This is a genomic window from Flavobacterium olei (genome assembly GCF_039749035.1).
In the GTDB taxonomy this organism is placed as follows: domain Bacteria; phylum Bacteroidota; class Bacteroidia; order Flavobacteriales; family Flavobacteriaceae; genus Flavobacterium; species Flavobacterium olei.
The window spans coordinates 165437-191772 of record NZ_JBDKWC010000005.1; the positions used below are offsets into that span (position 1 = coordinate 165437).

Consider the following 26336-nt stretch of genomic DNA (forward strand, 5'->3'; position numbering starts at 1 on the left):
AATCTGAAAGATTTGGTTTCTAAAAATGAAACACTTACTGTATTGGCATATGATTCTATAACGAACAAGTTGACTTACAAGGATGAATTAGGAGGTATAGCAACAATCAATCTGAAAGATTTAGTTTCTAAAAATGAAACGCTTACTGTATTGGCATATGATTCTATAACGAACAAATTGACTTACAAGGATGAATTAGGAGGTATAGCAACAATCAATCTGAAAGATTTGGTTTCTAAAAATGAAACACTTACTGTATTGGCATATGATTCTATAACGAACAAGTTGACTTATAAGGATGAATTAGGAGGTGTAGCAACAATCAATTTGAAAGATTTGGTTTCCAAAAATGAAACGCTTACTGTATTGGCATATGATTCTGTAACAAATAAGTTAACGTATACAGATGAAAAATCAAATCCTAAAGAGATATTCTTATCAGGAGGTGCACCTCAGGAAGTAATCACTGAAGTTAATGCAACTGCAGGTCAGACAAGTTTTACTTTGGATTATACTCCTGCAGCTACTTCTGTAGTAGATATGTACATTAATGGTGTGAGAATTAATAAAAATGCTTACACTCTTTCTGCTGCCGCTGTAACGTACCTGCCGGCTAATAATGGTTCATTTATTTTAGAGGCAAATGATACTATTATGTTTAAATACTCAAAATAGATTTTTTAATATGAAAGGCTGCTTCAGTAGCCTTTCATATACTCTTATACATTTTAGACAAATAAGTTTTTAAATTAATAAAAAAATGAAAAAAATAATATATCTGATATTCTTAATCCAAAGTGGATTTATGATAGCACAATCTGTAACGGTACCGACCATAAACGGAAAAAAAGTTACGTTTAATCCTTCTGCCAGCCTAACTTCTGCAGATAACGGTTTAACCGCTACCGGAAACAATGTACAATTAGGGGGGGCATTAACAAAAGCTTCAGTTTTAACAACTACCTCAGCCTTTACTCTGGCAATTAAAGGATTGCAGACAGGGGCATTAACAGACCAATTAGTTACGGCTGATGCCAATGGTGTATTACGTGCAATTCCAAATAATTACTGGAATACCAACGGAAATGCCGGTACTGTAGCTGGAACTAATTTTATAGGAACGACAGATAATATTGATATTGTTTTTAAAAGAGGTGGTGTACAAAGTGGATTAATACAGGGGTCATTCATAGGCAAAGGAAATACATCTTTTGGATATCAGGCTTATAATCCCGCCAGTACAGGAACTCAAAACACAGCATTTGGGGCTCAGGCATTAGAAAGTAATACTAGCGGAATATCAAATACTGCAATTGGTAACGGCGCCTTGATGAGAAATAAAACTGGATCTCAAAATCAGGCCCTTGGCTTTGTAGCATTGAATAACAATGATGCTGGACAGAATAATCTTGCTTTTGGATGTAGTTCACTAAGTGCTAATACAAATGGAAGTAACAATGTTGCAGTAGGATATGCTGCTGTAGGAAAAAATCAATTAGGTAATTACAATGTTGGTATTGGTATGAGTGCCATGGGGCAGATCCTCAGTGGATCACAAAATACGGCTATTGGTGGGACTGCTTTATATAATTTGTTAGCTGGTTCAGAAAATATTGGAATAGGGTACGGGTCAGGAAGATACAAAGATTCGCCTAGCACCTTTGCAGATTTAAATAAATTAACTACATCAATTTTAATCGGAAATTATACAGCTACAAATGGCGATGATCAGGTAAATACTATTGTCATAGGGGATCATGCAGTAGGTATAGGGTCCAATACTGTACGAATTGGAAATGATCAGATGACAAAAATTGAAGGCGCTGTAGCGTGGTCCAATCCTTCAGATGTGCGTCTTAAAAAAGATATTGTAAGCAGTACACACGGTCTTGATTTTGTAAGCAAGTTGCGTCCGGTTACGTATCACATGAAAACAGGAACTACAGATTTGCAGTCGGGTTTTATTGCTCAGGAAGTAGAAACAGCGGCAAAAGCGGTTAATTATGAATTTAGCGGTATTGTAAAACCGGCAAGTGAAAATGAGTTTTACAGCCTGCGTTACTCAGAATTTGTAGTGCCATTGGTAAAAGCGGTTCAGGAGCAACAGCAAATGATCGAAAGTCAGAAAGCAGATATTGCCGAGTTAAAAGCGCAGGTTCAGGCACTTTTAAAGGCCGCTAAGTAGTAAAAAATCTATCTGTAATAACAGAGGCAAAAAGTCTGTCTGCACAAAGTTAATGCATAATAGGCAGCTGCTGCACGTACATAGACCACTTTTTTTAAAACCGAAACTAAACTTAATTTTAATTAACCTCGGTTATGCTTTATAGCCGGGGTTTTTTTAAAACGAAGAAAATACGCTTTCGCTTCAGTCTCAGGAAAGCAAAAGAAATCCACTTTATATCATATTTACAAACGTTTAGACAGTTGTGATCTTGTTGTTATCAATCAGCTTTAGAGCGCAAAATGTTCTAAACGTATATAATATTAACCTTATTCTAATAGAATGATACCTTTTTCGGGTAAAGAACCTTTATGCGCTAAAGTAATTTTGCATTAGAATTAAACAATCGATTAGCGAATTAAATAATAACAAGAAATGAATAATAATTACTTGGATAATACAGGAAAAAACTCAGTTTCTTTTTGGGAAATAGGAAATTACAGGGTTTGTTTAATTGGTTTGGCGACAAGCTTTTTTGCTTCTCACCAAACAAATGCACAGATGGTCAATACAGGAACTATGAAAATTGATCCCGATACTCCGGTGGCTGTCTTCATGGATTTTGAAAATACGGCAACAGGTAATTTAATAAATGACGGGAACCTCTATATTTTTGAAAACTGGAAAAATGACGGTTTAACCGGCTACACCGAAAACTTAAACGGAACTACATATTATACAGGAGAAGACAACCAGTTTATTGAAGGAGCTGAAATTTCTAACCTTAAAAATGTAAAGTTTGAGAATGTTTCTTCTCTTGTGCCATTTCATTTATCAGGTAAAATCGCAGTAGGAGGCAACTCAGAATTCAACAAAGGTGTGGTAATGGCGGCAGATTATGGCGGAAAAATGATTTTCCGCGAAAATGCGGTACACAGCCAGACCAGCGACCTGAGTTTTGTTGACGGTCAGGTAGAAAAAGACGGTAAAGTAGCTTTTGAATTTCCTGTAGGTGCGGGTAATTACTTTAGACCTAATTATCAGGCTGCCTTAAAGAATGAAGGAATCTATACATCGCAGTATTTTCATAAAAACTCTGCTGTTCTTCATTCTCATGATAACAAAGTTCCGGAAATTGAAGGTATTAATGCTGCAGAATATTGGGAAGTAACCCAGGATGCAGGGGCAGAGAAAATTGTTTTAAGCCTGTCGATGGACAGTCGTACCACGCCATCCGAATTTTTTAATGTAGATGATACTAAATACCAGGTCGTAATCACACGTTGGGATTCAGCTTCAGGTAAATGGGTAAACGAAGGCGGAGCAGTAAGTGATCCGCTTGCAGGAAAACCATACGAAAAGCTATTAACAGCGCAGGTAAGCGGCTACGGTCTTTTTACTATGGCACTTGTTAAGAAAACAATTGATCCGGATCCGGATGTTACCATTTACAATGCCCTTTCTCCAAATGATGACGGTTTAAATGACAGCTTTGTAATCAAAGGAATAGACAACTTCCCGGACAACGAAGTAGAAATTTACAACAGATGGGGTGTAAAGGTATATGATGCAAAATCGTACAACGAAAGCGACAATATGTTTAGAGGATATTCAGATGGCAGAGCCACTGTTAAAAGAGGTGATAAATTGCCTACAGGTACTTATTTCTATATCCTGAAATACAATACAGGTAAAGAAGTGAAAGAACGAACAGGTTATTTGTATATCAATAATCAATAATTAAAAGAAATTTAGAACTAATGAAAAAGATTTTCTATTTAATAATAATGTTGTTTATCGGAATTTTTGAAATTTCAGCACAACAACAGTCGCAGTATACACAATACATGTATAATACGATGACTATAAATCCGGGATATACAGGTACCAGAGGTTTGCCAAGTGTATTTGGATTATACAGAACCCAATGGGTAGGTCTGGACGGAGCACCAAATACCGCTAATTTTTCTATTGAAGCCCCTATCACCGAAAACGGACAGGGTTTAGGTCTTGCGGTCACAAATGATCAGATTGGTCCTTCTAAAGAGACAACACTGACGGCCAGTTATGCCTATCCGATCCAGCTTTCTGCAGATGTTCATTTATCATTAGGGATAAGCGCATCAGGAAATTTCATGCAGGTGGATTATAACAAGCTTAATGTAGAGCATCCGGAAGACGCCTATTTGTCAGGAATTCTAACGAAGAACTCACCTAATTTTGGAGCAGGTATTTATTTTCATTCATCAAAATGGTATGCAGGTTTGTCTGTACCTATGATCCTGGAAACAAAATTCTATGACGACACAAAAGTATCGGTAGCGTCTCAAAGAATGCATTTTTATGCAATGGGGGGATATGTGTTTGATTTAACAGATAACGTGAAATTCAAGCCTGCAGTAATGGTAAAAGCCGTAAGTGGTGCGCCTTTGGCTGTAGATTTATCGGCAAACTTCCTGTTTAGCGAAAAACTGACATTAGGAGCAGCTTACCGATGGGATGCCGCTGTAAGTGCAATGGCAGGATTTCAGGTTACTCCTGGTTTAAATATTGGATATGCGTATGACTATGATACAATGAAGCTGGGTAATTACAACTCGGGATCTCATGAGATATTTTTACGTTTCGATCTCTTCTCATCAACCAAATACAGATTGGTAACGCCAAGATTCTTTTAATAACCATAAACTAGGAAACAAATATGATATCTCAAAAGATAAAAACAACCCTGGTGGTCCTTTGCCTTTGTTTGTTGCAAATTGGAGGTTTAAACGCACAGGATAAAAAAGTAGAAAGAGCAAATGAAGAATACAATAAATTTGCCTTTATTGAAGCAGGAAAGTTATACAAAAATCTTGTAGACAAAGGAAACTCTTCATTAGAACTATATACGAAACTTGGAAACTGCTATTATTTTAACGGACAATATCCCGAAGCAGCAGATTCTTATGCAAAAGTTTTTAATTCGGCACAAAGTGTGGATTCAGAATTTTATTTCAGATACGCGCAGGCATTAAACAATGTAAAAAAATACAACGAAGCCGCTGCAGTAATGAAAAAATATTATGCTATAACAGGAAAGAAAGATTTAAGCGAAGACTGGAAAGAACAAAAATTACTTGCTGATATTCAGAAAGAGTCAGGACGCTATACTTTCAGACCTGTAAACATTAACACACCTGTTTCAGATTTTGGAACTGCATTTAATGGGAAAGATCAGGTTATCTATGCTTCGGCCAGAGATACAGGTGTAATTATAAAACGCAAACACAGCTGGAACGAAAAATCATTCATGAAATTATACACCGCAAAAATTGGTGCAGATGGTGGTTTAGAAGATGCGGCATTGGTAAAAGGCGATGTAAATACTAAGTACCACCAAAGTAGTGCTGCAGTGACAAAAGATGGAAAATACATGTACTTTACCAGAAATAACTTTATTGACGGAAAGCTGGGTGCAGATAAAAATGGTACTAATTTCCTAAAAATTTATGTAGCGGAAAATATAAAAGGCGAATGGAAAAATGTAAAAGAACTCCCTTACCCAATTAATAGTGATGGTTTTTCTTCTGCGCATCCCGCACTAAGCCCGGATGAGACACAATTGTTTTTTGCTTCAGACCGTAATAACAGTTTTGGGAACTCCGACTTATATGTAGTATCACTTAAAAAAGGAGCACTCGTAAGCAATGATGTAACAAGGCTCGGAGACGAAATTAATACTCCGGGACGTGAAACATATCCTTATATGGATAGTAAAGGAATTTTGTACTTTGCATCTGACGGTCATCCCGGATTGGGCGGACTGGATGTTTTTGCTGCAATTAAGGATGAACAGGGTAAATATCATGTAGCCAATCTGGGAGACGGAGTAAACACAACTTCAGATGATTTTGCGTATGTTATAAATGGCGAGAACAGAAAAGGATATTTCTCTTCAAACAGAACCGGTAACGACGATATCTTCAGTTTTACAGAGAGCAAGCCAGTAATTTTTGATTTTGATTATCGTTCATCGATATTTGGAACCATTACAGAAAATGGTACTCCGGTGCCCGATTTCAATGTTCAGGTGTTTAATGGAGCAGAGGAAAGTATGGCTACGGCTAAAACGGACGCTGCAGGAAAATACAGTATTCCTTTAGATCCTTATCAGGTTTACAGAGTTGTATACAGCAAACCGCAATACGCTGATAAAACGGTTGCTGTAGAAGCATTAAAACCGTTGCAGAAAAAAGAAATCAGCTTTGAGATTACGAAAGAAATGGAAGTAGTCGTAGATGGAGAAAAAGTAAAAATTAAAGACGGTGATGATATAGGTCATAAATTAAAATTAAACCCGATTTATTTTGACTTAAATGGATATAACATTAGACAATCTTCTAAGAAAGAACTGGATAAAATAGTTCAATTGATGAAAGACCGCCCTAATGTGCATGTTAAAGTAAACTCTTATACAGATAGTAGAGGTAGAGATGAGTTTAATATGAAGCTTTCTCAAAACAGAGCGAAATCTACCGTGGATTATATCGTAAAATCTGGTATTGCCCAGGAAAGAATTTCCGGTGAAGGATTTGGAGAAACCCAATTGTTGAATAAATGTTCTAATGGAGTTAAATGCTCAGAGAAAGAACATGAACTAAACAGACGTTCTGAATTTATAATTAGCTTTAAATAGTAAATTTTGATATAGACCCGGGAAGCTGCCGCTGATAGAAATATTGCCGGCAGCTTTCTTTTTTCGTATTATTAATGGCAAATGTTTTAAACAAAAAAAAGTGACTTTAAGTCACTTTTTTATTTCTTCTATGATGTCTTTTTACAAAATCGTCGACTGGTTTTCGTTTTAACTGTTCATAATATTTAGAACAGAAATAACTTAGCTTAGTATAGTTCAGTTCATACATAACGGCAGTAAGTGTGTTATATTCGCCGCTTTTTAAAAGCTTCTGTGCAAGCTTTATCTTCTCCTCGATAAATAGATTTTTTGGGGTATTATTATAACATTTCTTAAAAAGACTTTTGTATTTGGAAGCCGACATTCCTGCCATTCCTGCGAGAAAAGTCAGGGAAGGAAAGGGGCCGTATAAATTGTTGATGAGGTAATTTTTGGTTTTTTCCAATGCATCATTTTCAATATCGGTAACCGGATTGTTTTCTGTCGATTCGTAGAACTTGTTAAAGAAATTACCTAAAACTTTTAAGGAAGTTCCCTTTATAAAGGAATCATAAGATAAATCATATACAGATTTGTTTTTAATAGACTGTATCAGTAATATACTATTGCTGTCAATATTACCATAGTGGTAAAATATTTTTTTATTCGTATCGTGATTTGAAAAATAATTTTCCTTATTGCTGAATTTTTTAATAAAGTCATACAATAACTTTTTATCAATTAACAATCGTAAAGCTATTGTACGTTGATCTGCTGCCGGTTTAAACGAACTTTCGATTTCATTATCGAGGATAGCTAAATCCAGCTGATTATAAGAACCAATCTGATAGTCAATATTGTTAATCTTGATCAGATTGATATGTTCACTTAAATCGAAGTGAAAGATAAACAATTCGTTATCCGATTTTTGTCTTGTAATTTTCAAAGGCTCTTTTACTGTCAGATCAGCATATACTACTGAAACCCCATCCATAATCTGTGAAAAATAGAAAAAACCCTGCCCGACATCTTCGGGAATAATTATTAATTTATTATCGATTAAGTCGGTATTTAATTGCCTGGCTAAATCAGATTGCCATTCCGGAGTCAAACTGTAATAATGCGTAATTTTTTTCATAAAATGCTGCCTTAAAGAGTGAGTACAGTTATAATTGTTTATTAAATGCTTTTGGAGAAAGCCCGAAATGCTCCTTAAACTTGGAGGCAAAATAAGAGTTGTTTGTAAAATTAAGCTGGTCGGAAATTTGAGAAATAGTCAGCTGTTTTTTTTCCAGAAGCTCTTTTGCATACAGTAATTTATTTTCCATAAAGAAAACATTAGCCGTATTTCCGGTTATTTTTTTAAATAAGCTTTTAAACTTGGATTCAGACATGTTGGCCATTTCTGCCATAAAAGAAATATGAGGAAAATGACCTTCTATATTATTGATCAGATACATCTGAATGTTGATAATATTAGCCAGATCAGTTTCATTTACCGTCTGAGCTATCAATTTTTTGGAAGCGATTTTTTTGAGGTAGTTAGAAATTAATAGATGAACAGTGCCGCGCAGGTTTAATTCGAAAATAGCACCTCCGACTTCCAGTTTTCTCAGGTCATTAAGTAAATGATAGCTTTCGCTGCTCATCCTGTCAAAACGAACTATGGTATTTTCTTTAGAATCTACCAGAGTGTCTATATTCTGAATGATAATATTGTTTTTTTTGGCGTACGCCTTAATCATGCTTTTATTTATAAAAATGCAAAGGGCAAAAGTTTTGCTTCCTTTTCTAACATTATATCTCGATTCCAGCGATCCGTCAATAACAGATAAATTATATTGCCAACGTCCGACAGGGTACATAAAGTAACCGCTGCTTACACTGGCCTCGCCCTCTGTTAAGTTATAATAGAATCCAACAAAATCCTGATTTAGGTTCTTTTGTATCAGCTGAAAATTTCTTTGGTATTCTACGTTGATATAGTAGGCGACGACACCGTCACCACAATCTAAAACATATCTGATACCTTTTTGCGAATCTTCGGGCAGAATGATAAAATTCCCATCAATTTTTCCTCCAATTTGTGCAGCATAATGCTCTACCCACTTCAAATCTGCGCTGTAGTGATGTTCGATTATTTTCATGGAAATTGATTTTTGGTACTATAAAGTTAAGTTTTTTTTTATTAAAAAAAATGATTTATTATTGTAAGTAGTTGATTTTTAGATTTATCTAATATTAGCTTGTGAAGACTCGGCGAGTATAAACCTATATTTCATTAAGGTTTTTACCTGCCAAAGATTAAATTGAATGCCATTTGTGGTAATTTAAAATCCGGTTTTTTTGAAAAAGAGTCAGCGTTCTATTTCTTTCTGGAAAGGGATCTAGTTGCATTGCGTTTGTTTTAGAATGATTTGATTTATTTTAATACATTTTTGACTTCTAAAGGCAATCTTTGTGCCTCGTTTTTTATTATATTGTAAATCAGATTTTTGTAAAACAGACTAACTTTTTCGGGTGTTTTAGGCCAGGTAATTTGTGGTCACATGAGGAGAAAATCCCCATTTAGAGGATTTTATGATTCAGCGTTTTTCTGTCTATTTGTAATATCTGGGCTGCCCTGGACTTATTATAATCAGTTGCCGCCAGTACTTTAAGAATGTGTTCTTTTTCATATTCTTTTAAGGTCTTAAAAGAATCATTCACAGTGGGTAAAGTATATTTTAGATGGTGGGGAATTTGATTTAGATCTATTAAATCATCACTCATAATAACCATACGATGAATAATGTTCTCCAGTTCCCGTATATTTCCCGGCCAGTTGTATCGGGTCAATATTTCGGTCACTTTTTCATGCACTTTAATTTTACCTTTATTATATTCAACAGCATATTTGTCTATAAAAGCGTCAATTAACAAAGGAATGTCTTCTTTGCGTTCTCTTAAAGGAAGTGTCTGAATAGACACCACATTTATTCTGTAATATAGATCTTCTCTAAATGTACCATTTTTGACCATTTTCTCAAGATGGTTATTGGTCGCGCAGATTACTCTTACATCGATTTTTTCTGGTTTTACAGCACCTACACGTAAAACTTCCTTTTCCTGAAGCACTCTGAGGAGCTTGGCCTGCAGGGCGTCTGATGCATTGCCAATTTCATCTAAAAAAATAGTTCCCCCGTCTGCAGTCTGAAATAAGCCGGGGCGCATTTCTGTCGCACCGGTATAAGCTCCTTTAGTGCTTCCAAATAATTCAGATTCGATAAGATTTTCTGGTATTCCGCCACAGTTTATAGCGACAAAAGGTTTGTTTGCCAGTTTACTTGTAAAATGTATAGCTCTGGCAACCAACTCTTTTCCCGTTCCGCTTTCGCCTTCTATTAAAATACCGGCTTTCGTGTCCCTTACTCGTTTAATAATTTCAATCAAATTTTTAGAATGACCCGACTGACCAATTATATGGGCGTACTGGCTGTCATCTGTAATTGTTTTTTTTGCATTTAATAATTTACCGTTGTCCTTGGTCTTTTCCAGAGAACTGAGAATTGATTGGTGCAATTCTTCGCTTGTAAAAGGTTTGGTAAGATAATCTAATGCACCGGACTTCATTGCATTAACAGCATTGTGTACAGAAGGAATACCTGAAATTACAAGTTTGGGAATATAGGGATAATGCTCTTCAGCATATTTTAAAAGTTCAGTACCGTTAATTTCCGGCATACTGATATCCGTAATCAGAACATTAATAGCGGCATGTTTTAAAACATCAATTGCCTCACTTACAGATGAGGCTTTATAAGTGCGGTAATTAAGTGCTTTTAACTGTCGTTGCAGCAAATCGAGCATGTCGTTATTATCATCGACAACTAATATATTTTCTTTTTTCAAATACATTTTATCTAACCTATTGGAATTTTTATCAAAAAGACTGCCCCTTTTGACTTTTTATTCTTCAAAACAATTTCGCCATTATGATTTTTCATAATTCTGTGGACAACACTCAAACCAATACCACAGCCATTTTCTGGAGGTTTGGTTGAGAAAAAGGGTTCAAAAATCTTGTCCTTAATATTCTGAGGAACGCCGGTTCCCTGATCTTCAATTTCTATAAATAAATTATAGTCATCACGGTCAACTATAATTTTTATAATGCTGTTTTCCGGAGAAGCATAAATAGCATTGAGTAAAATATTGAAAAGTACCTGAGTAATTTGCACAGAATCAAACCGTGCTTTACTCTTTGTATCCTTAACCAGCAACTCATATTTAATCGCTTTTTTTTGAAAATTGGATTTTAAAAATGACAGCGCAAATCCAACAACGGGCTCTATTTCCTGCATTACCATTTTTGAAGGCATCTCACACGAGAAAAACAGTAATTTTTTTACAATTTCGCGCGAGTACATAACAGCATTAATGACAATTGAAATATCTGCGTCGATATCAGGATTTGTATTGCGGCTTTTGATGAGTTCAGCAAATCCCAGAATATTGGCTAAAGGAGTATTAAGTTCATGAGCGATTCCGGCCGTCATTTCACCCACAATCGTTAAACGCTGCAGTCGGCCGATAATGTTTTCTAATTGATCATTGCGCTGTAAAGTTTTGTATTTTTCAAAATAATTTCCAATTTCGACAGCAGCAGTATCAAGGAGCTTTTGCTCGTCTTCGTGAAAGTCGGACAGGACATACTGATCTGCAGGATAATGTACTTTAAGAAAGCCAATCTTTGTTTTATCAATTTTAATAGAGCTTAGCTGGTAAATACTATTTTCAAAAACATCAGAAGTAGATAAATAATAATCAGCGACCTGAATTTCTACGACCGCATCTGTGTTAAAACGCCAGGCATCTCTTATCGTTATAATTATTTCGTTTAAAGTCTGGATATTTAGAGAAGTGGATCTTGAAATAATTTTTGAAATTTCATAAAGACAACTCAATTCTTTAATTTTTTCGTTTAAAGCGTCTTCAGTTTGAATGAAATTCATAAGTAAGAAAATATTTATATTTATTTGAAAAAAAATCAAATGTATATAAATTATAGTTTTCTTTTTCAAATTAAATATTTAAGATAACTATTTGAAAACAAACTAAATAGCGCTACGTTTAATGTCCTATTTTGATATATTTAAAACTTTTAATGGCAGTTTTTATATTTAGATTTTACTAAAAAAATCACTTATGGGTGGATACATTTTATACAGAGAAATATTGTCTTATTCTAATACTTTAAAAACCTCGCAGTCTGTAAAAAAATACGGTTTTAAAATAATTTTGTTTCATCCGGGACTATTTAAAACAAACAACATTATGACTGCTTCTGATTTTTCATTAGAATTTCAATTACACTTGTCAGAAATAAGAAAACTGAATAAAATGTATTTCAGGCACTTGTTTAAAATGAGAATTATTCTGCTGATATTGTTTGCCTTAATATCTTTAATTGCAATAGATTTTTGGAATACCAATTTAAATCAGGATTTTTTTTCCTGGATAGTGAGAAGTCTGATACTGATTGTTGCATTTGTATTGATGCAGTCTTCTATTGTGGATGCAACTTCAAAAATCATCTTCAGCATTACCAAAAAACTGTTGCGATTTGAAAATTTTAATAATCGCTATAAATTTAGTTTTACCAATTCGCTTATATCTGTACAATCTCCCTTAGGACATTTAACTCACGAATGGTCAAAAATAGAAAAAGTGATCTCCACAAAGAGTTTCCTGTTTTTATATATAAAGGAAAAGAATGGCTATATCATTTCGATTTCGAAAAAACACTGCGATTGCACAAAAATGCAACAATTAATAACTTTTGTAGAAAATAATATCACACATGTTATAACCGTATAGGCAAAGTCTGTAAAGTTCTTATAGTGAAAAAATGGCTTATCTTATTTGTTTTATGGCATATGGGGGGTAACCGCTTTAAAAACGGAGCACTAGTTTTGTATTGAATTTTAATGGAGATCTGAATTATAAATTTTATAGGATAGGATATGCAAAAAGAACGAATTTTAGTGCTCGACAAGCAAGGAATCTTCCTCAAAATGTTTAGAAGAAGATTCAAGGAAAAGTTTGACTTTTCTGAAGATTCAGTATCAAAAAAAGATGGTATAAAGGTATTTGACCGTGTTGTATATGTAATTTATGATAAATTGGAAGTGCTGGATTTTTTGAGTAACACCCCAAAAAATACAAATATTCTGGTTTGTCTTTTCAATAAGCAATTTTATAAAAGTCTATCATTTTTGGAGGAAATAAATAGTTTAATCCTGTTTGATGAATCGAAAACAAGATATGAAATGGTAAAAGAGCTGGCATTTTATTTTGAAAACAAGGCCACTGTAAAGTCAAAAAAAGAAAATACTCTTGTGACAAACTCAAATTTAATGCAGACTCAATTTCATGATTATTACAAAGCCCTGTTTTTTCTAATGTAGTTTATTTTTTTCATATTTTTTTCGTTCGCAATTCTTTTGGTAATTGTGGTTCAGTGCAGGATAATGCGGGTCATTATCCTGCATTTTGATTTTTATACTGAAGTTTTTATTTTAAGTGTTGTAATAACAATTAATTTCATAAATTGTTCAGGAAAATTAAAGACTAATAAAATGAAAAGAATATTCTGGTTTTATGTTCTGGCTACCTTTACAACTTTTTGGTTTAGCAATTGCGCAGTTGCTCAAAATGCTGCTGATAAAAATATTGTTCTAAAAAATACCAGCAGTGTAAAATTATCTCAAAAAGCAGTAGCAATAAAAAGAGAAAAATTACGAACAAGTGAAGGGAAATTTCCAATTTTAATCTTTAAAAAGGATACTATTCCGGCTCAGCTTAATGACCTTAATGGGGATGGAAAATGGGATGAACTTTTCTTTACCGCCGATTTTGCACCTCAGGAACAAAAAAATATAGTGCTGAAATGGACCAATACAGATCCTGAATTTCCCATTAAAACCAGTGTCAGATTTGGAAAAAGAGAAGGTAAGGATTTACCTGTTCATCCTGATACGCAGGAAGTTTTATTAGCCAGTCAGGTTCATAAAAAATTGGGTTATCAGAAATATCAAACTGACGGGCCAACCTGGGAAAATGATAAAGTGGGATTTAGGCATTATCTTGACGGGAGAAATTCAAAAGATGTTTTCGGTAAAAAGCTGCCGGGCATTACGCCGGAAAATGTCGGCATCAACAGTAAAGGTGCTGTAGAAGACAATTACCATGTAATGTACGACTGGGGCAGGGATATTTTTCCTGTCGGAAGCTCCGTGGGTTTAGGTGGTTATGCATTACTGATTAATAATGAAATTAACCGTTTGGGGATTTTGGCAAACGATACTATCAATAATGTTGAAAAAACAACTTTCAAAATCGTTGCCGAAGGTCCGGTAAATTCAGTTCTGAGTTATCAGTATCAAAATTGGAAAGCTTCCGGAAATCTGTATCAGGTGCAGGAAACCACTTCGATCTGGCCGGGTATGTATGCCTATAAAAATACCGTTTCGATTGACGGAATAAAAGGGAAAGAATTTTTTTTGGCAGCAATCTCAAATTTAAATAACAAAAACCCGCTTCAGGTAAAAGAATCCGGGGACTGGGTATGCCTTATCCAGCATGATTATCTTACTTACGAACGCCAATGGATTTTAGGAACTGCGATTTTGGTGCCCAAAAATATTTATCAGGGATACATTGAAGCTCCGAAAACGGGTCAGTTGACAGATTCTTTTCTGGCTAAACTAAAAATTCAGAACAAAAAAGAGATCACTTATTATGCGGTTGCAGCCTGGGAACTAAGTGCAGATAAAGGTTTCACGGATAGTGTTTTCTTTACCAATTATGTTACAGATTTAGCAAAGCAGCTGTCTGTAGATATAAAAGTGAGTGTTAAATAGAATCACTATTATAGTATTTACATTTCCCAAAAGGTCATTTTGAGTAATCATAGTAGGAATTCTTCCTTAAAAGGGTATAAATTCCACAGTAGGATTTGGAAATTAAAATCGTAATTATCTGATATTTCATATAATTTTTTAAAATTATAAAATCCTTTTTAGAAAGCCGGAAATGCTTCTGTGATGTTACGGTTTTTAATAAGTATTTGATTGCTAGTTGATTGTCTTTGCAGGGTTTCAGTAAATAATACAGGTCAATTTATTGTAAAGAAAATGAATGAAAAACTGCATTAAATTTAACAGCATTTTTGTTGTAACTCTCACGCAAACTTTTATTTTTGTGGCTTAATTTAACAATATATAAGCATGAAAGATTTATTAGTAAAAATCAACGCCGAAATTGACACATTCAAAGCAGAAGCTGAATCTTTAACTGAAAAAGGTATCAAAGCTGCAGGACCAAGAGCACGTAAAGCTACTTTAGAAATTGAAAAACTTTTAAAAGAGTTCAGAAAAGTTTCTATCGAAGAATCAAAAAAATAATCTTCTTTACACAAAGTAAAAACCTCGCCGAATACGCGAGGTTTTTTTATGCTTTTATTTTGCCGCGAAGACGCTAAGGCACAATTTTTTTTCCTTTGTCAGTCTGAGCGTAGCCGAAGACCTTCATTTTTTTTAGCTATGAATTGAAGAACTGTATTAGAGGAAATTCTTGAATTCGTGGCAAAAAGCTTTGTGTCTTAGTGTTTTTGCGGCAATAAATCTTAGAACCTCTTAAATAGAATTTCGGTCAATAAAATTAAACGGGACTTTTACCTGACCTTTTTCTTTGTTCAAAATCATTCTGGCAGCGGTTTCTCCCATTATATTAAAATCTGTTGACATCACCGTGATTCCTAATAATTCTTTCAACGGAGTATCATTATAGGAGATGACGCCGATTTCTTTTCCAAGAACAAATTCCTCATCGCGGATTTGTTTCATTAAATTCACCAGATCAGATTCTTCGATGGTAATAAATAAATCGCCTTTTTTCAGGATCATATCGTCGTAGACTTCACTCAGAATTTCAAAATTGATTTCGTGCTCCACACAGAATTTTCTAAATCCATGCAAAATTCGCCTTGGGTAGGGATAAACAGCCTTATCAGGATAAACCAGAATTAATCGTTTGTATTTGTTTATTTTGGTAATTCCCTCTTTTAAGGCATTGTAAATATCATTTTCAAAATCCTGATATATTTTAATCACATCATCGCCGGTTCCCAGTTTTATGTTGTCCAGCACAACTAATTTATCCTGGGGAATATTTCGAATTGCACTTACCACTTCATCTGTAAAGCTCAAATGTTTTAATTCTTCCGTTTTAAAATGTGTGGTAATAACATAGTAATCGTACGCACCTTCATATTTGTCCAGATAATTTAAAAACAAGGTTTCATCACAGTGATAAATTTGCAGATCTACATGCGCATTGGCTCCTAAAGTATTGATAAAAGAGCTGTAGGTTTTCATTTTGTATGAGCTCAGTTTATTTGTCAAAAACAGAATATTTACTTTAGACTCGAGCTTTGTACGGGTAATATAATAACCTTTTCCACGAATAGAGGAAATGATTTTTCTTTCTTTCAGAATATTATATGCTTTCTCTACAGTATCCCGAGACATGTAGAACTCTTCACTAAAACTATTAATTGAAGGGATTTTTTGATTGATCTTTAAATTTCCGTTGGCGATATTTTGAAGAATAGAGTCAACAATCTGCTTGTATTTGGGAACCCTTGAATCTTCGTCTATTTTAATAAGTTTAATCATAATGTGGGAGAAACTTGTCTGATATTTCAACAAGACGAATTTTTAAAATGTAATTTTTCAGAATAAATTTCCTAAAAGACATAAATCCGTGAAAAATGGCGCTATATCTACAAAAAGAGAATTTATAATAAAATTGTAATCTTTTATTTATGTTTTTGCAATTTTGATCCAAATGAAGAATCAATAATTGCGAAATCGATTGCTAAAATAGCCATTTTAAATTTATTTACCCAATAAGTAACGGTCGTTATTTCTAATAATCTGTAGTTTTAACAAAAATAACAAAATCTGTAAAGGATAGTACAGGACAGTTTTCTTTTTGACATTCTATTATTTTACAAAACCAAATTACTATCCCGCTAACCAGAAACTAAAAATTTATAAATGGAATCATTATTAGGAATCATTTTTCATTCTATCGGAGGTTTTTCATCAGGTAGTTTTTATATGCCTTTTAAAAAAGTTAAGGATTGGGCCTGGGAAAGCTACTGGCTCGTTGGAGGTTTTTTCTCCTGGTTAATTGTTCCGCCCATCGCAGCCTATTTAACCATTCCAAATTTTGCAGATATTATAGTTGCAGCTTCTCCATCGATAAAAGCTTTTACTTACTCAATGGGATTAATTTGGGGAATTGGAGGGTTAACTTACGGATTAGGAGTGCGTTATCTCGGAATGTCATTAGGGAATTCAATTACTCTTGGATTTTGTTCTGCATTTGGAGCTTTAGTCCCTTCTATATATTATGATTTATATCCGACAGAAGGAAAAATTTCCTTTACTGATATGCTTGCCACTTCAGGCGGCCAGTTGGTTTTACTGGGCGTTGCAGTTTGTCTTTTAGGAATTGCCATTTCCGGTAAAGCAGGAATTTTAAAAGAAAGAGATTTCGCAACCGGACATGAAGACAAGGATAAAGATTTCAGTTTGGTAAAAGGTTTAACGGTAGCAGTTATCTCCGGAATTTTAAGTTCTTTTTTTAATTACGGAATCGAAGCCGGAAAACCAATGGCAGAACAGGCCGTGATCAATGGCTGTAATCCTTTATTTCAAAACAATGTTACTTATATCGTGTTGCTTTGGGGCGGTTTAACAACCAATTTTATCTGGTGTATCTACCTGAATTTCAAAAACAAAACCATTGGCGATTACATTAATAAAAGTACGCCAATTACAAGAAACGTTTTGTTTTCTGCCCTTGCCGGAACCATGTGGTTTTTGCAGTTTTTCTTTTACGGAATGGGAGAAAGCAAATTGGGAAATGGAGCAAGTTCATGGATTCTTCATATGGCAACGATAATTTTGACAGCCAATTTCTGGGGATTTTATCTGAAAGAATGGAGCGGGGTTTCTAAAAGAACATTTAGAACTTTTATTTGGGGAATCGGGCTGATCATGTTCTCGATCGTTTTGGTAGGAATTGGTAATTCATTATAAATAATACAAGAAATAATAAAATAGTATATGTCGAATACAAACACAATTAATATGAATTTTAAGCATGTAAGCTACCTTTGGGATGAAGCTAAGGCAGCAGCATTAGCAGGTGATGAAGTAGCGCTTTTTATTTATCGTTCTAACTTGTTAGGAGCTGATTTAAGACTGACCAACTACGGAGGAGGAAACACTTCTGTGAAAATTACGGACAAAGATCCTTTGACAGGAGAAACTTCTGAAGTAATGTGGATTAAAGGTTCTGGTGGAGATATCGGGACATTGACAAAATCAGGATGTGCAGCTTTGTATTTAGACAGACTTCGTAATCTTGAAAACGTATACAGAGGTATCGAGTTTGAAGATGAAATGGTAGAATTGTTCAATCATTGTATTTTTGACCTGGCTTCAAAAGCGCCTTCTATAGATACACCTTTGCATGGATTTCTTCCGTTCAAACACATCGATCACCTGCATCCGGATGCAGCAATTGCAATTGCAGCTGCAAAAGACGGCGCAAAAATTACAGAAGAATTATTTAACGGAGAAATCGGTTGGGTAGGATGGCAGCGTCCTGGATTTGATCTTGGTTTACAATTAAGATCTTGTCTGGAAGAAGCAGAGAAAAGAGGAAAAAAACTACGCGGTATCATGTTAGGTTCTCACGGTTTATTTACCTGGGGAGATACTGCATTCGAAAGCTATATGAATACGCTCGAAGTAATCGAAAAATGCGCGTCTTATTTAGAAGATAATTTCGGAAGAAAACGTCCGGTTTTTGGCGGTAAAAAAATCGATAGTCTTCCTGAAGCTGACCGTAAATTGAAGGCTGCAAAAGTAGCGCCGATCCTGAGAGGGTTCTGTTCATCAGAACGCCAGATGATTGGTCATTATACAGATGATGCAAGAGTTTTAGAGTTTATTAATTCTAACGATTTAGCGAAACTGGCACCATTGGGAACATCTTGTCCGGATCACTTTTTAAGAACTAAAATCAGTCCGCTTGTTTTAGAACTTGATCCAAACGAAGATTTGTCTGATGTCGAAGCTATTAAAGCCAAATTAACTCCGGCTTTTGAAGCTTACCGTGCGATGTACAAAGACTATTACAACGCTTGCAAAAAATCAAATTCTCCGGCAATGCGTGACCCAAATCCAGTTGTTATTTTATATCCTGGAGTAGGAATGTTCACTTTTGCAAAAGATAAAACAATGGCGCGTCTGGCATCTGAATATTACGTCAATGCAGTAAACGTGATGAAAGGTGCAGAAGCTGTTTCAGAATATACTTCTCTACCACATCAGGAAGCTTTTGATATTGAATACTGGTTGTTGGAGGAAGCAAAATTACAGCGTATGCCAAAACCAAAAGCATTATCAGGAAGAGTTGCTTTGATCACGGGTTCTGCCGGTGGAATTGGTAAAGCTATTGCTAAAAAATTCGCTCAGGAAGGTGCTTGTGTAGTAATCAATGATATAAATGAAGAACGTTTAGAAGGTGCATCTGCAGAGTTTGTAAAAGCTTTTGGTAAAGATGCCGTTTCAAACGCTTTATTAAATGTTACAGACGAAGTAAGTACAGAAAAAGCATTAGACGAAGCTGCTTTGGCATTTGGCGGTGTAGATATCATCGTAAATAATGCGGGAATCAGTATTTCAAAATCTATTGCCGAACATACTTTAGAAGAGTGGGACAGATTATACGATATTCTGGTTAAAGGACAATTTATTGTTTCGAAAGCCGGAATCGAAGTAATGCGCAAACAAGGTTTTGGAGGCGATATTGTAAATATCGTATCTAAAAATGCTGTTGTAGCCGGCCCGAATAATCCGGGTTATGGTTCAGCAAAAGCTGCACAGGCACATCTTACCCGTTTAATGGCTGCCGAATTAGGAACAGACAAAATTCGCGTGAATACAGTGAATCCTGATGCCGTAATTTCAGACTCCAATATTTGGTCTGGCGGATGGGCAGAAGGTCGTGCAAAAGCATACGGAGTTACCGTTGAAGAACTTCCGGCTTATTATGCAAAACGTACGTTATTAAATGAAATCATATTACCCGATGATATCGCAAATGCGTGTTATGCTTTTGTTGGAGGTTTATTAAATAAATCTACAGGAAATGCCTTAAACGTAGACGGCGGTGTAGCAATGGGCTTTTATAGATAAAGATTGTTTAGGTTTTTATATAAGTTTGTTTAAGCAAAAGTGGTTTTTTGTGGTCTAGCGTTCGATTATTTCGAACGTTAGATTTTTTTAACCATAACGCTTTCTACTTTATAAAAATCAAAAAAAATAAAGTTAAACTGAGTTAAGATATACCATTTTACTATTAGCAAAACCAACAGATTGAAAGATTAAAATGATTTAAAAAAAAATCTGCTAATCTGCAAAATCTGCGGGACAAAAACGCAGATTTTTTTTGGCCTCCAGGAGAGATGAAAGAACTTTTTTCTCACACATAGCTAAATGTCAGCCGCTTTGTCAAAGTTTTAAACTTTGACAAAGCTTTTCGCAAAGAACTTGTTTATTAACAGAAGCGAATGCCTTTGTCCGCAGACAAAAACTATCCCGAAATCTCGGGACTATGTGTTAAAAAACTATACTAAAAGTATAAAATTATATATCTTGTAAACTCTATTAAAATATCAATAACTATGTTAATCGGATCAAACCACATTGAATCTCATAACGAAGATTTATTAAAAAAACACCAAAATAAATTAGTTTTTACCGCATCAGAAATAAAGGATACGGAAGCTATTATTCAGAAATTAATTGATTTTCAGATTGCGATTCCGTCCTGGGCTTTAGGAACAGGAGGAACAAGATTCGGACGTTTTGCAGGAGGTGGAGAACCGCGTTCTATCGAAGAAAAAATTGAAGATGTAGGATTGCTGCACAAATTAAACAATGCTTCCGGAGCGATTTCACTTCATATTCCGTGGGATATCCCAACCGATTACAATGCCATTAAGACTTTAGCGGGACAGCACAATTTAAAGTTTGATGCCATGAACTCGAATACTTTTCAGGATCAGGCAGACGCGGCAAATTCATATAAATATGGTTCACTTCAAAATGTGAATAAAGCAGTTCGTAAACAGGCTATTGCTCACAATATAGAAGTTATCAAACACGGAATCGAATTAGGATCTGAATCGCTAACCATTTGGCTGGCAGATGGTTCTAATTTTCCGGGACAATTGAACTTTAGAAAAGCGTATCAAAATACATTAGAAAGTTTAGAGGAAATCTACGATGCATTGCCTTCAAACTGGAAATTATTTTTAGAATACAAATGTGCAGAACCTAATTTCTATTCTACAACCGTTGCAGACTGGGGACAGTCGTACTCGTACGTTAAAAAATTAGGTGACAAAGCACAGACTTTAGTCGATTTGGGACATCATCTTCCAAATGCCAATATTGAACAGATTGTTTCTTTATTGTTGATGGAAAACAAATTGGGTGGATTCCACTTTAATGATTCTAAATACGGTGATGACGATTTAACAGCCGGAGCATTAAAACCATATCAGTTATTTTTGATTTTCAATGAATTGGTTGAAGGAATGGATGCGAGAGGAATGAACCATGCCAAAGATTTAGGCTGGATGATCGATGCTTCTCACAATATTAAAGATCCGTTAGAAGATCTGCTTCAGTCTGTTGAAGCGATTATGATTGCGTATGCTCAGGCACTTTCAGTTGACAGAAAAGCACTGGAGGAGGCACAGGAAGAAAATGATGTGGTAAAAGCACAGGAAATTCTTCAGAATGCTTTCCGTACAGATGTTCGCGCCTTGGTGGCAGAAGCTCGCCTGCGTTCAGGTTCAGCATTAAATCCTGTTGCCTTATATCGTTCACTTCAGGTTAGAGAAAATCTAATTGGCGAGAGAGGTCTAAAAACAGTAGCAACCGGCTTATAATTATAAAATTATGAATTATGAGTTATAAAATATAATTCAAAATTCATAATTCACAATTCACAATTAATTAAAATGAATGTAGTTGCGATTTTTGATATTGGAAAAACAAATAAAAAGGTTTTTTTATTCAATGAAAATTATAAAATTGTCTGGGAGAAATCTGTTAATCTTGAGGAAACCGTAGACGAAGATGGTTTTCCCTGTGAAGATTTAGAAGTCCTTCAAAAATGGATTTTAGACCGGCTGGGAGAAATTAAAGCGCAAACCGATTTTGTTCTCAAAGCCATCAATTTTAGCACTTACGGCGCCAGTTTTGTTTACATCGATAAAGACGGAAAAGTTTTAACTCCTCTGTATAATTATTTAAAAGATTATCCGGAGGATTTAAAATCCAATTTCTATCAAAAATACAAAGGAGAAGAAAAATTTGCTGTAAAAACAGCTTCTCCGGTTCTCGGAAGTCTCAATTCCGGAATGCAGATTTACAGACTAAAAGAAGAGAAACCGGAATTGTTTGAAAAAGTAGCGTATTGTCTTCATCTTCCACAGTTTTTGAGTTTTCTCTTAACGAATGAAGCTCATGCCGATATAACCAGCATTGGCTGTCATACCAATTTGTGGAATTTCAAAAAAATGAAATATCACAAATGGCTGAAAGAAGAAGGTATTTCAGATAAACTGCCCCGAATTCATCATGGAAAAGACGTTATCAAAAATAGCGATGGTCTGGCAATTGGTGTTGGTCTTCACGACAGTTCATCAGCGATAATTCCGTACACCATCAACTTTACAGAACCTTTTGTTTTATTGTCAACAGGAACGTGGAGTATTTCCCTTAATCCGTTCAACACTAAATCACTCACTTTTGAGGAACTGCAAAACGATTGTTTGTGTTACATGCAATATACAGACAAACCGGTAAAAGCAGCGCGTTTGTTTGCCGGAAACGAACATGAAGTACAGACCAAAAGACTGGCAGAACATTATAAAGTACCGCTTGATACGTATAAAGAAGTTTATTTTGATAAAAAAATTGTAGCCAATTTACGTTCGTTAAACTATCAGATTTTTTATCCAAAAAAATACAATTTTGACATTTTAAAAGAGTGTCCATTTCAAAAAAGAGAACTCTCAAATTACAAAGATTACGAAACGGCTTATCATCAATTGATGCTGGATTTGGTTGAACAACAGTATTTTTCCACCAATCTGGTAATACATAACAGTCCTGTAAAAAAGATTTTTGTAGATGGCGGTTTTAGTAAAAATTCCATTTTCATGAATTTATTGGCAGAAGCTTTCCCTGATGTTGAGGTCTATGCAGCATCAATGGCACAGGCAAGTGCTTTGGGCGCGGCTTTGGCCATACATCAAAACTGGAATCCGAAACCAATTCAAAACGATTTAATTGACCTGAAATTCTATAAACATTAGGTAAATGAGCTTTGTAAGTTGTAAATTTGCTGAGAAACGTAAATTTTACATTTTACTGTACACGCCTAATGAACAACACACTAAATACTACAATATGAAAATTGGACTTTTTATACCTTGTTATGTCGACCAATTTTACCCAAAAGTAGGGATTGCAACCTACGAGTTACTGCAAAAATTAGGCTGCGAAGTACATTTCCCGATGGGACAGACTTGTTGCGGTCAGCCAATGGCAAATAGCGGTTATGCCCATTTAACCAAAGGCTGCGATGCTAATTTTATCGCTAATTTTACCGGATTTGATTATATCGTTTGCCCTTCCGGAAGTTGTGTTTTGCATGTGAAAGATCATTTACATGATGAAAAACAGGAAGAGAAAGCAACAGCAATTCGAAATACCGTTTACGAACTTACAGAGTTTATTACAGACGTTTTAAAAATAGATCATATCGACGGAAGATTTCCATTTAAGGTCGGAATGCACGTGAGCTGCCACGGCCAGCGCGGATTGCATCTTTCTCAAATGTCGGAGTTGAATGCGCCTTTTTTTTCTAAGCCGGAGCAATTACTGCACGGTATTAAAGACCTGGATTTGGTTGCGTTGACCAGAAAAGACGAGTGCTGTGGTTTTGGAGGTACATTTTGTGTGACCGAAGAAGCTGTTTCTGTAAAAATGGGTCAGGACCGAATTAAAGATCATGAAACCCACGATGTAGATTATATTACAGGTGGAGACATGTCCTGTTTAATGCATCTGGAGGGAATCCTGAAAAGACAAAAAAGCAGGATTAAAACCATTCACATTGCTGAGATATTAAATTCACTCGAAAATTAAGAACAAATGTTGGGTATAAAATTTAACCGCAAAGTTCGCAAAGTTTTACGCAAGGTTCGCAAAGTTAATTTTAATCTTTGCGGACTTTGCGCTTTTTCCTTTGCGAACTTTGTGGTTAATTAAAAATACCAATAATAAACATTTCAAAAATTGACTTTTAAAGTATAAAAAATGTCATCAGAAAAAGTAATACCGCACAGCGAAGCCGCAACAAAATTTAATAAAGACGTTGAGCGTGTCAATTGGCATGATGAGACGCTTTGGTTTGTACGTGCCAAAAGAGATAAATCTGCACATCAGATAGAAGATTGGGAACTGCTTCGTGAAACCGCTTCGCAGATTAAAATGAATGTGCTTTCTAATATTCATGATTATTTAGTCGATTTTGAAGCCAATGCGCAACGAAACGGAATCATTGTGCATTGGGCAGCCGACGCCAAAGAACATAACGAAATAGTGCATTCAATCATGGCCAGACATGAGGTAAAGCAAATGGTTAAATCCAAATCCATGCTTACAGAAGAATGTCACTTAAATGATTATCTGGCTGAAAAAGGAATAGAAGTAATCGATTCGGATTTAGGAGAATATATCGTTCAGCTTCGTAAGGAGCCGCCAAGTCATATTGTTTTGCCGGCCATTCACTTAAAAAAAGAAGATGTCAGCGAGACTTTCCATGAACATTTAGGTACAGAAAAAGGAAATTTCAATCCGCAGTATTTAACAGAATCTGCCCGTCATAGTTTAAGAAATACATTCTTAACCAGAAAAGTAGCTTTAACGGGAGTTAATTTTGCCGTTGCAGAAACAGGCGAATTTGTGGTTTGTACAAATGAAGGAAATGCCGATATGGGCGCGCATTTAGCAGATGTTCATATCGCCTGTATGGGATTTGAGAAACTGATTCCGAAGAGAGAACATCTGGGGGTTTTCCTTCGCTTATTGGCGAGAAGTGCAACCGGACAGCCTATTACCACTTTTTCAAGTCATTTTAAAAAACCAAGAGAAGGTCAGGAAATGCATATTGTAATTGTAGACAACGGAAGAAGTACACAATTAGGAAGGGAAGATTTTAGAAATTCCTTAAAATGCATTCGCTGTGGCGCATGTATGAATACCTGTCCTGTTTACAGAAGAAGTGGCGGACACAGTTATCATAACGCTGTTGCAGGACCAATAGGTTCTATATTGGCTCCCAATCTCGATATGAGCAAAAATGCCGATTTGCCTTTTGCAAGTACCCTCTGTGGTTCCTGTACAAATGTTTGCCCGGTTAAAATCGACATCCATGATCAATTGTACAAGTGGCGTCAGGTTTTGGTTAAAGAAGGCCATACACCAACGGCAAAAACTGTCGCGATGAAGACCATGGCAACCGTTCTGGCAAATCCCACAGTATTTAATATCGCCGGTAAATCGGGTCGGTTTGTAATGAAGAATATTCCGGGAATGGTCAATAATAAAATGAACAAATGGTACGATCATCGCGAAATGCCTGATGTTCCGGAAGAATCTTTTAGAGAATGGTACAAGAAAAATTCGAGAGAATCTAAAAAGAACAACAATGAGTAGCAAAGCCGAAATATTAAAAAAAATAAAGCAAAATCAACCTGAATTGCTTTCTGGTTTGCCGGATCTGAATCTGTTAGGCTCGGAACAATTTGATGTACTGGAAACATATAAAACAGTTTTAAAAGGTATTGGAGGAGATCCGGTTGAAGTGGCAGATTATAATGAGATTATAAGTTACATTAAATCCAATTATGATCTTGAAAAACGAGTAATTACAACGCTTCCGGAACTATCTGAAATTGCTTCTCTGGACTGGAAGACGGTGGATCCTCATTCGCTTCAGGATGTTGAACTGACCATTCTAAAAGCACATTTTGGAGTGGCAGAAAACAGTGGTCTTTGGGTAACAGATGACATTTTGGGACAGCGGGTAGCGCCATTTATTGCGCAATATTTAGCCATCATTGTAAATAAAAAAGATATTGTACCAACAATGCAGCAGGCGTATAACCGAATTGGAAATCAGGAATACGGTTTCGGAACTTTTATTGCCGGACCTTCCAAAACTGCTGATATTGAGCAGTCCTTAGTTCTTGGAGCACACGGAGCAAGAGGACTTATTGTTTTCTTACTGGATTAATTTGAGATT

General features: G+C 35.4%; 20 protein-coding genes and 1 pseudogene. 16 read left to right on the top strand and 5 right to left on the bottom strand.

The features are described 5' to 3' along the window. The 5 genes and pseudogenes from ABEB31_RS14605 to ABEB31_RS14625 form a co-directional block, all read left to right on the top strand. Positions 1 to 675, top strand: a pseudogene (locus ABEB31_RS14605) (hypothetical protein); the annotation flags it as partial. 85 nt (positions 676 to 760) lie between these two features. After that, complete coding sequence (locus ABEB31_RS14610) at positions 761 to 2185, top strand: tail fiber domain-containing protein (protein WP_347052371.1); 1425 nt, start codon at positions 761 to 763, stop codon at positions 2183 to 2185. A 414-nt stretch (positions 2186 to 2599) separates the two neighbouring features. Further along, positions 2600 to 3904, top strand: a complete 1305-nt coding sequence (locus ABEB31_RS14615; RefSeq protein WP_347052372.1) for a T9SS type B sorting domain-containing protein — start codon at positions 2600 to 2602, stop codon at positions 3902 to 3904. 20 nt (positions 3905 to 3924) lie between these two features. After that, positions 3925 to 4842 carry a PorP/SprF family type IX secretion system membrane protein gene (locus tag ABEB31_RS14620; protein WP_347052373.1) on the top strand — a complete coding sequence of 306 codons (918 nt, stop codon included), beginning with the start codon at positions 3925 to 3927 and terminating at the stop codon, positions 4840 to 4842. 23 nt (positions 4843 to 4865) lie between these two features. After that, positions 4866 to 6842, top strand: a complete 1977-nt coding sequence (locus ABEB31_RS14625) for an OmpA family protein (protein WP_347052374.1) — start codon at positions 4866 to 4868, stop codon at positions 6840 to 6842. Between the two features lie 106 nt (positions 6843 to 6948). Here ABEB31_RS14625 and ABEB31_RS14630 read toward each other — a convergent pair whose 3' ends face one another. From ABEB31_RS14630 to ABEB31_RS14645, 4 genes are all read right to left on the bottom strand, one after another. After that, entirely contained in the window at positions 6949 to 7959 is a 1011-nt protein-coding gene (locus ABEB31_RS14630) for a helix-turn-helix domain-containing protein (RefSeq protein ID WP_347052375.1), read from the bottom strand. Positions 7960 to 7987: 28 nt separating this feature from the next. Continuing rightward, on the bottom strand, positions 7988 to 8968 hold the full coding sequence (locus tag ABEB31_RS14635) for a helix-turn-helix domain-containing protein (RefSeq protein WP_347052376.1): 981 nt from the start codon (positions 8966 to 8968) through the stop codon (positions 7988 to 7990). 421 nt (positions 8969 to 9389) lie between these two features. Continuing rightward, positions 9390 to 10718, bottom strand: a complete 1329-nt coding sequence (locus tag ABEB31_RS14640) for a sigma-54-dependent transcriptional regulator (RefSeq protein ID WP_347052377.1) — start codon at positions 10716 to 10718, stop codon at positions 9390 to 9392. A gap of 5 nt (positions 10719 to 10723) precedes the next feature. After that, positions 10724 to 11815 (bottom strand): sensor histidine kinase, encoded by a 1092-nt coding sequence (locus ABEB31_RS14645; protein WP_347052378.1) that lies wholly within the window; start codon positions 11813 to 11815, stop codon positions 10724 to 10726. 193 nt (positions 11816 to 12008) lie between these two features. Between ABEB31_RS14645 and ABEB31_RS14650 the strand changes: the two genes are divergently transcribed. The 4 genes from ABEB31_RS14650 (at position 12009) to ABEB31_RS14665 (ending at position 15268) form a co-directional block, all read left to right on the top strand. After that, positions 12009 to 12680 carry a YcxB family protein gene (locus tag ABEB31_RS14650; RefSeq protein ID WP_347052379.1) on the top strand — a complete coding sequence of 224 codons (672 nt, stop codon included), beginning with the start codon at positions 12009 to 12011 and terminating at the stop codon, positions 12678 to 12680. 146 nt (positions 12681 to 12826) lie between these two features. After that, complete coding sequence (locus ABEB31_RS14655; RefSeq protein WP_347052380.1) at positions 12827 to 13270, top strand: hypothetical protein; 444 nt, start codon at positions 12827 to 12829, stop codon at positions 13268 to 13270. Between the two features lie 171 nt (positions 13271 to 13441). Further along, positions 13442 to 14725: a DUF4861 family protein gene (locus ABEB31_RS14660; protein ID WP_347052381.1), complete on the top strand. Its 1284-nt coding sequence runs from the start codon at positions 13442 to 13444 to the stop codon at positions 14723 to 14725. A 366-nt stretch (positions 14726 to 15091) separates the two neighbouring features. Then, positions 15092 to 15268 (top strand): histone H1, encoded by a 177-nt coding sequence (locus ABEB31_RS14665; protein ID WP_026729959.1) that lies wholly within the window; start codon positions 15092 to 15094, stop codon positions 15266 to 15268. A gap of 231 nt (positions 15269 to 15499) precedes the next feature. On the opposite strand, the gene ABEB31_RS14670 is transcribed toward ABEB31_RS14665, so the two are convergent. Beyond that, complete coding sequence (locus ABEB31_RS14670; RefSeq protein WP_347052626.1) at positions 15500 to 16540, bottom strand: GntR family transcriptional regulator; 1041 nt, start codon at positions 16538 to 16540, stop codon at positions 15500 to 15502. Between the two features lie 384 nt (positions 16541 to 16924). On the opposite strand from ABEB31_RS14670, the gene rhaT reads away from it, so the two are divergent. From rhaT to ABEB31_RS14705, 7 genes are all read left to right on the top strand, one after another. Beyond that, the gene (gene rhaT / locus ABEB31_RS14675; protein WP_347052382.1) at positions 16925 to 17974 is read left to right on the top strand and encodes an L-rhamnose/proton symporter RhaT; all 1050 of its coding nucleotides are present in this window, start codon (positions 16925 to 16927) and stop codon (positions 17972 to 17974) included. A 27-nt stretch (positions 17975 to 18001) separates the two neighbouring features. Beyond that, entirely contained in the window at positions 18002 to 20143 is a 2142-nt protein-coding gene (locus tag ABEB31_RS14680; protein WP_347052383.1) for a bifunctional aldolase/short-chain dehydrogenase, read from the top strand. Positions 20144 to 20631: 488 nt separating this feature from the next. Continuing rightward, positions 20632 to 21906: a sugar isomerase gene (locus ABEB31_RS14685; protein ID WP_347052384.1), complete on the top strand. Its 1275-nt coding sequence runs from the start codon at positions 20632 to 20634 to the stop codon at positions 21904 to 21906. A gap of 72 nt (positions 21907 to 21978) precedes the next feature. Then, entirely contained in the window at positions 21979 to 23340 is a 1362-nt protein-coding gene (locus ABEB31_RS14690; RefSeq protein WP_347052385.1) for an FGGY-family carbohydrate kinase, read from the top strand. 94 nt (positions 23341 to 23434) lie between these two features. Continuing rightward, positions 23435 to 24175, top strand: coding sequence for a (Fe-S)-binding protein (locus tag ABEB31_RS14695; protein ID WP_347052386.1), 741 nt, complete (start codon positions 23435 to 23437; stop codon positions 24173 to 24175). Between the two features lie 171 nt (positions 24176 to 24346). Then, entirely contained in the window at positions 24347 to 25747 is a 1401-nt protein-coding gene (locus ABEB31_RS14700) for a lactate utilization protein B (RefSeq protein ID WP_347052387.1), read from the top strand. Further along, positions 25740 to 26327: a LutC/YkgG family protein gene (locus ABEB31_RS14705; RefSeq protein WP_347052388.1), complete on the top strand. Its 588-nt coding sequence runs from the start codon at positions 25740 to 25742 to the stop codon at positions 26325 to 26327. Before ABEB31_RS14700 ends, ABEB31_RS14705 begins: the two co-directional genes overlap by 8 nt. Positions 26328 to 26336: the final 9 nt, after the last annotated feature.

Bases quoted from the DNA above. Each gene is read 5' to 3' on its own strand.
- ABEB31_RS14630 (WP_347052375.1), bottom strand. From the start codon at position 7,959: ATGAAAAAAATTACGCATTATTACAGTTTGACTCCGGAATGGCAATCT.
- ABEB31_RS14650 (WP_347052379.1), top strand. From the start codon at position 12,009: ATGGGTGGATACATTTTATACAGAGAAATATTGTCTTATTCTAATACT.
- ABEB31_RS14640 (WP_347052377.1), bottom strand. From the start codon at position 10,718: ATGTATTTGAAAAAAGAAAATATATTAGTTGTCGATGATAATAACGAC.
- ABEB31_RS14655 (WP_347052380.1), top strand. From the start codon at position 12,827: ATGCAAAAAGAACGAATTTTAGTGCTCGACAAGCAAGGAATCTTCCTC.
- ABEB31_RS14705 (WP_347052388.1), top strand. From the start codon at position 25,740: ATGAGTAGCAAAGCCGAAATATTAAAAAAAATAAAGCAAAATCAACCT.
- ABEB31_RS14670 (WP_347052626.1), bottom strand. From the start codon at position 16,540: ATGATTAAACTTATTAAAATAGACGAAGATTCAAGGGTTCCCAAATAC.
- rhaT (WP_347052382.1), top strand. From the start codon at position 16,925: ATGGAATCATTATTAGGAATCATTTTTCATTCTATCGGAGGTTTTTCA.
- ABEB31_RS14690 (WP_347052385.1), top strand. From the start codon at position 21,979: ATGAATGTAGTTGCGATTTTTGATATTGGAAAAACAAATAAAAAGGTT.
- ABEB31_RS14615 (WP_347052372.1), top strand. From the start codon at position 2,600: ATGAATAATAATTACTTGGATAATACAGGAAAAAACTCAGTTTCTTTT.
- ABEB31_RS14685 (WP_347052384.1), top strand. From the start codon at position 20,632: ATGTTAATCGGATCAAACCACATTGAATCTCATAACGAAGATTTATTA.
- ABEB31_RS14665 (WP_026729959.1), top strand. From the start codon at position 15,092: ATGAAAGATTTATTAGTAAAAATCAACGCCGAAATTGACACATTCAAA.
- ABEB31_RS14695 (WP_347052386.1), top strand. From the start codon at position 23,435: ATGAAAATTGGACTTTTTATACCTTGTTATGTCGACCAATTTTACCCA.
- ABEB31_RS14610 (WP_347052371.1), top strand. From the start codon at position 761: ATGAAAAAAATAATATATCTGATATTCTTAATCCAAAGTGGATTTATG.
- ABEB31_RS14680 (WP_347052383.1), top strand. From the start codon at position 18,002: ATGTCGAATACAAACACAATTAATATGAATTTTAAGCATGTAAGCTAC.
- ABEB31_RS14660 (WP_347052381.1), top strand. From the start codon at position 13,442: ATGAAAAGAATATTCTGGTTTTATGTTCTGGCTACCTTTACAACTTTT.
- ABEB31_RS14645 (WP_347052378.1), bottom strand. From the start codon at position 11,815: ATGAATTTCATTCAAACTGAAGACGCTTTAAACGAAAAAATTAAAGAA.
- ABEB31_RS14635 (WP_347052376.1), bottom strand. From the start codon at position 8,968: ATGAAAATAATCGAACATCACTACAGCGCAGATTTGAAGTGGGTAGAG.
- ABEB31_RS14700 (WP_347052387.1), top strand. From the start codon at position 24,347: ATGTCATCAGAAAAAGTAATACCGCACAGCGAAGCCGCAACAAAATTT.
- ABEB31_RS14620 (WP_347052373.1), top strand. From the start codon at position 3,925: ATGAAAAAGATTTTCTATTTAATAATAATGTTGTTTATCGGAATTTTT.
- ABEB31_RS14625 (WP_347052374.1), top strand. From the start codon at position 4,866: ATGATATCTCAAAAGATAAAAACAACCCTGGTGGTCCTTTGCCTTTGT.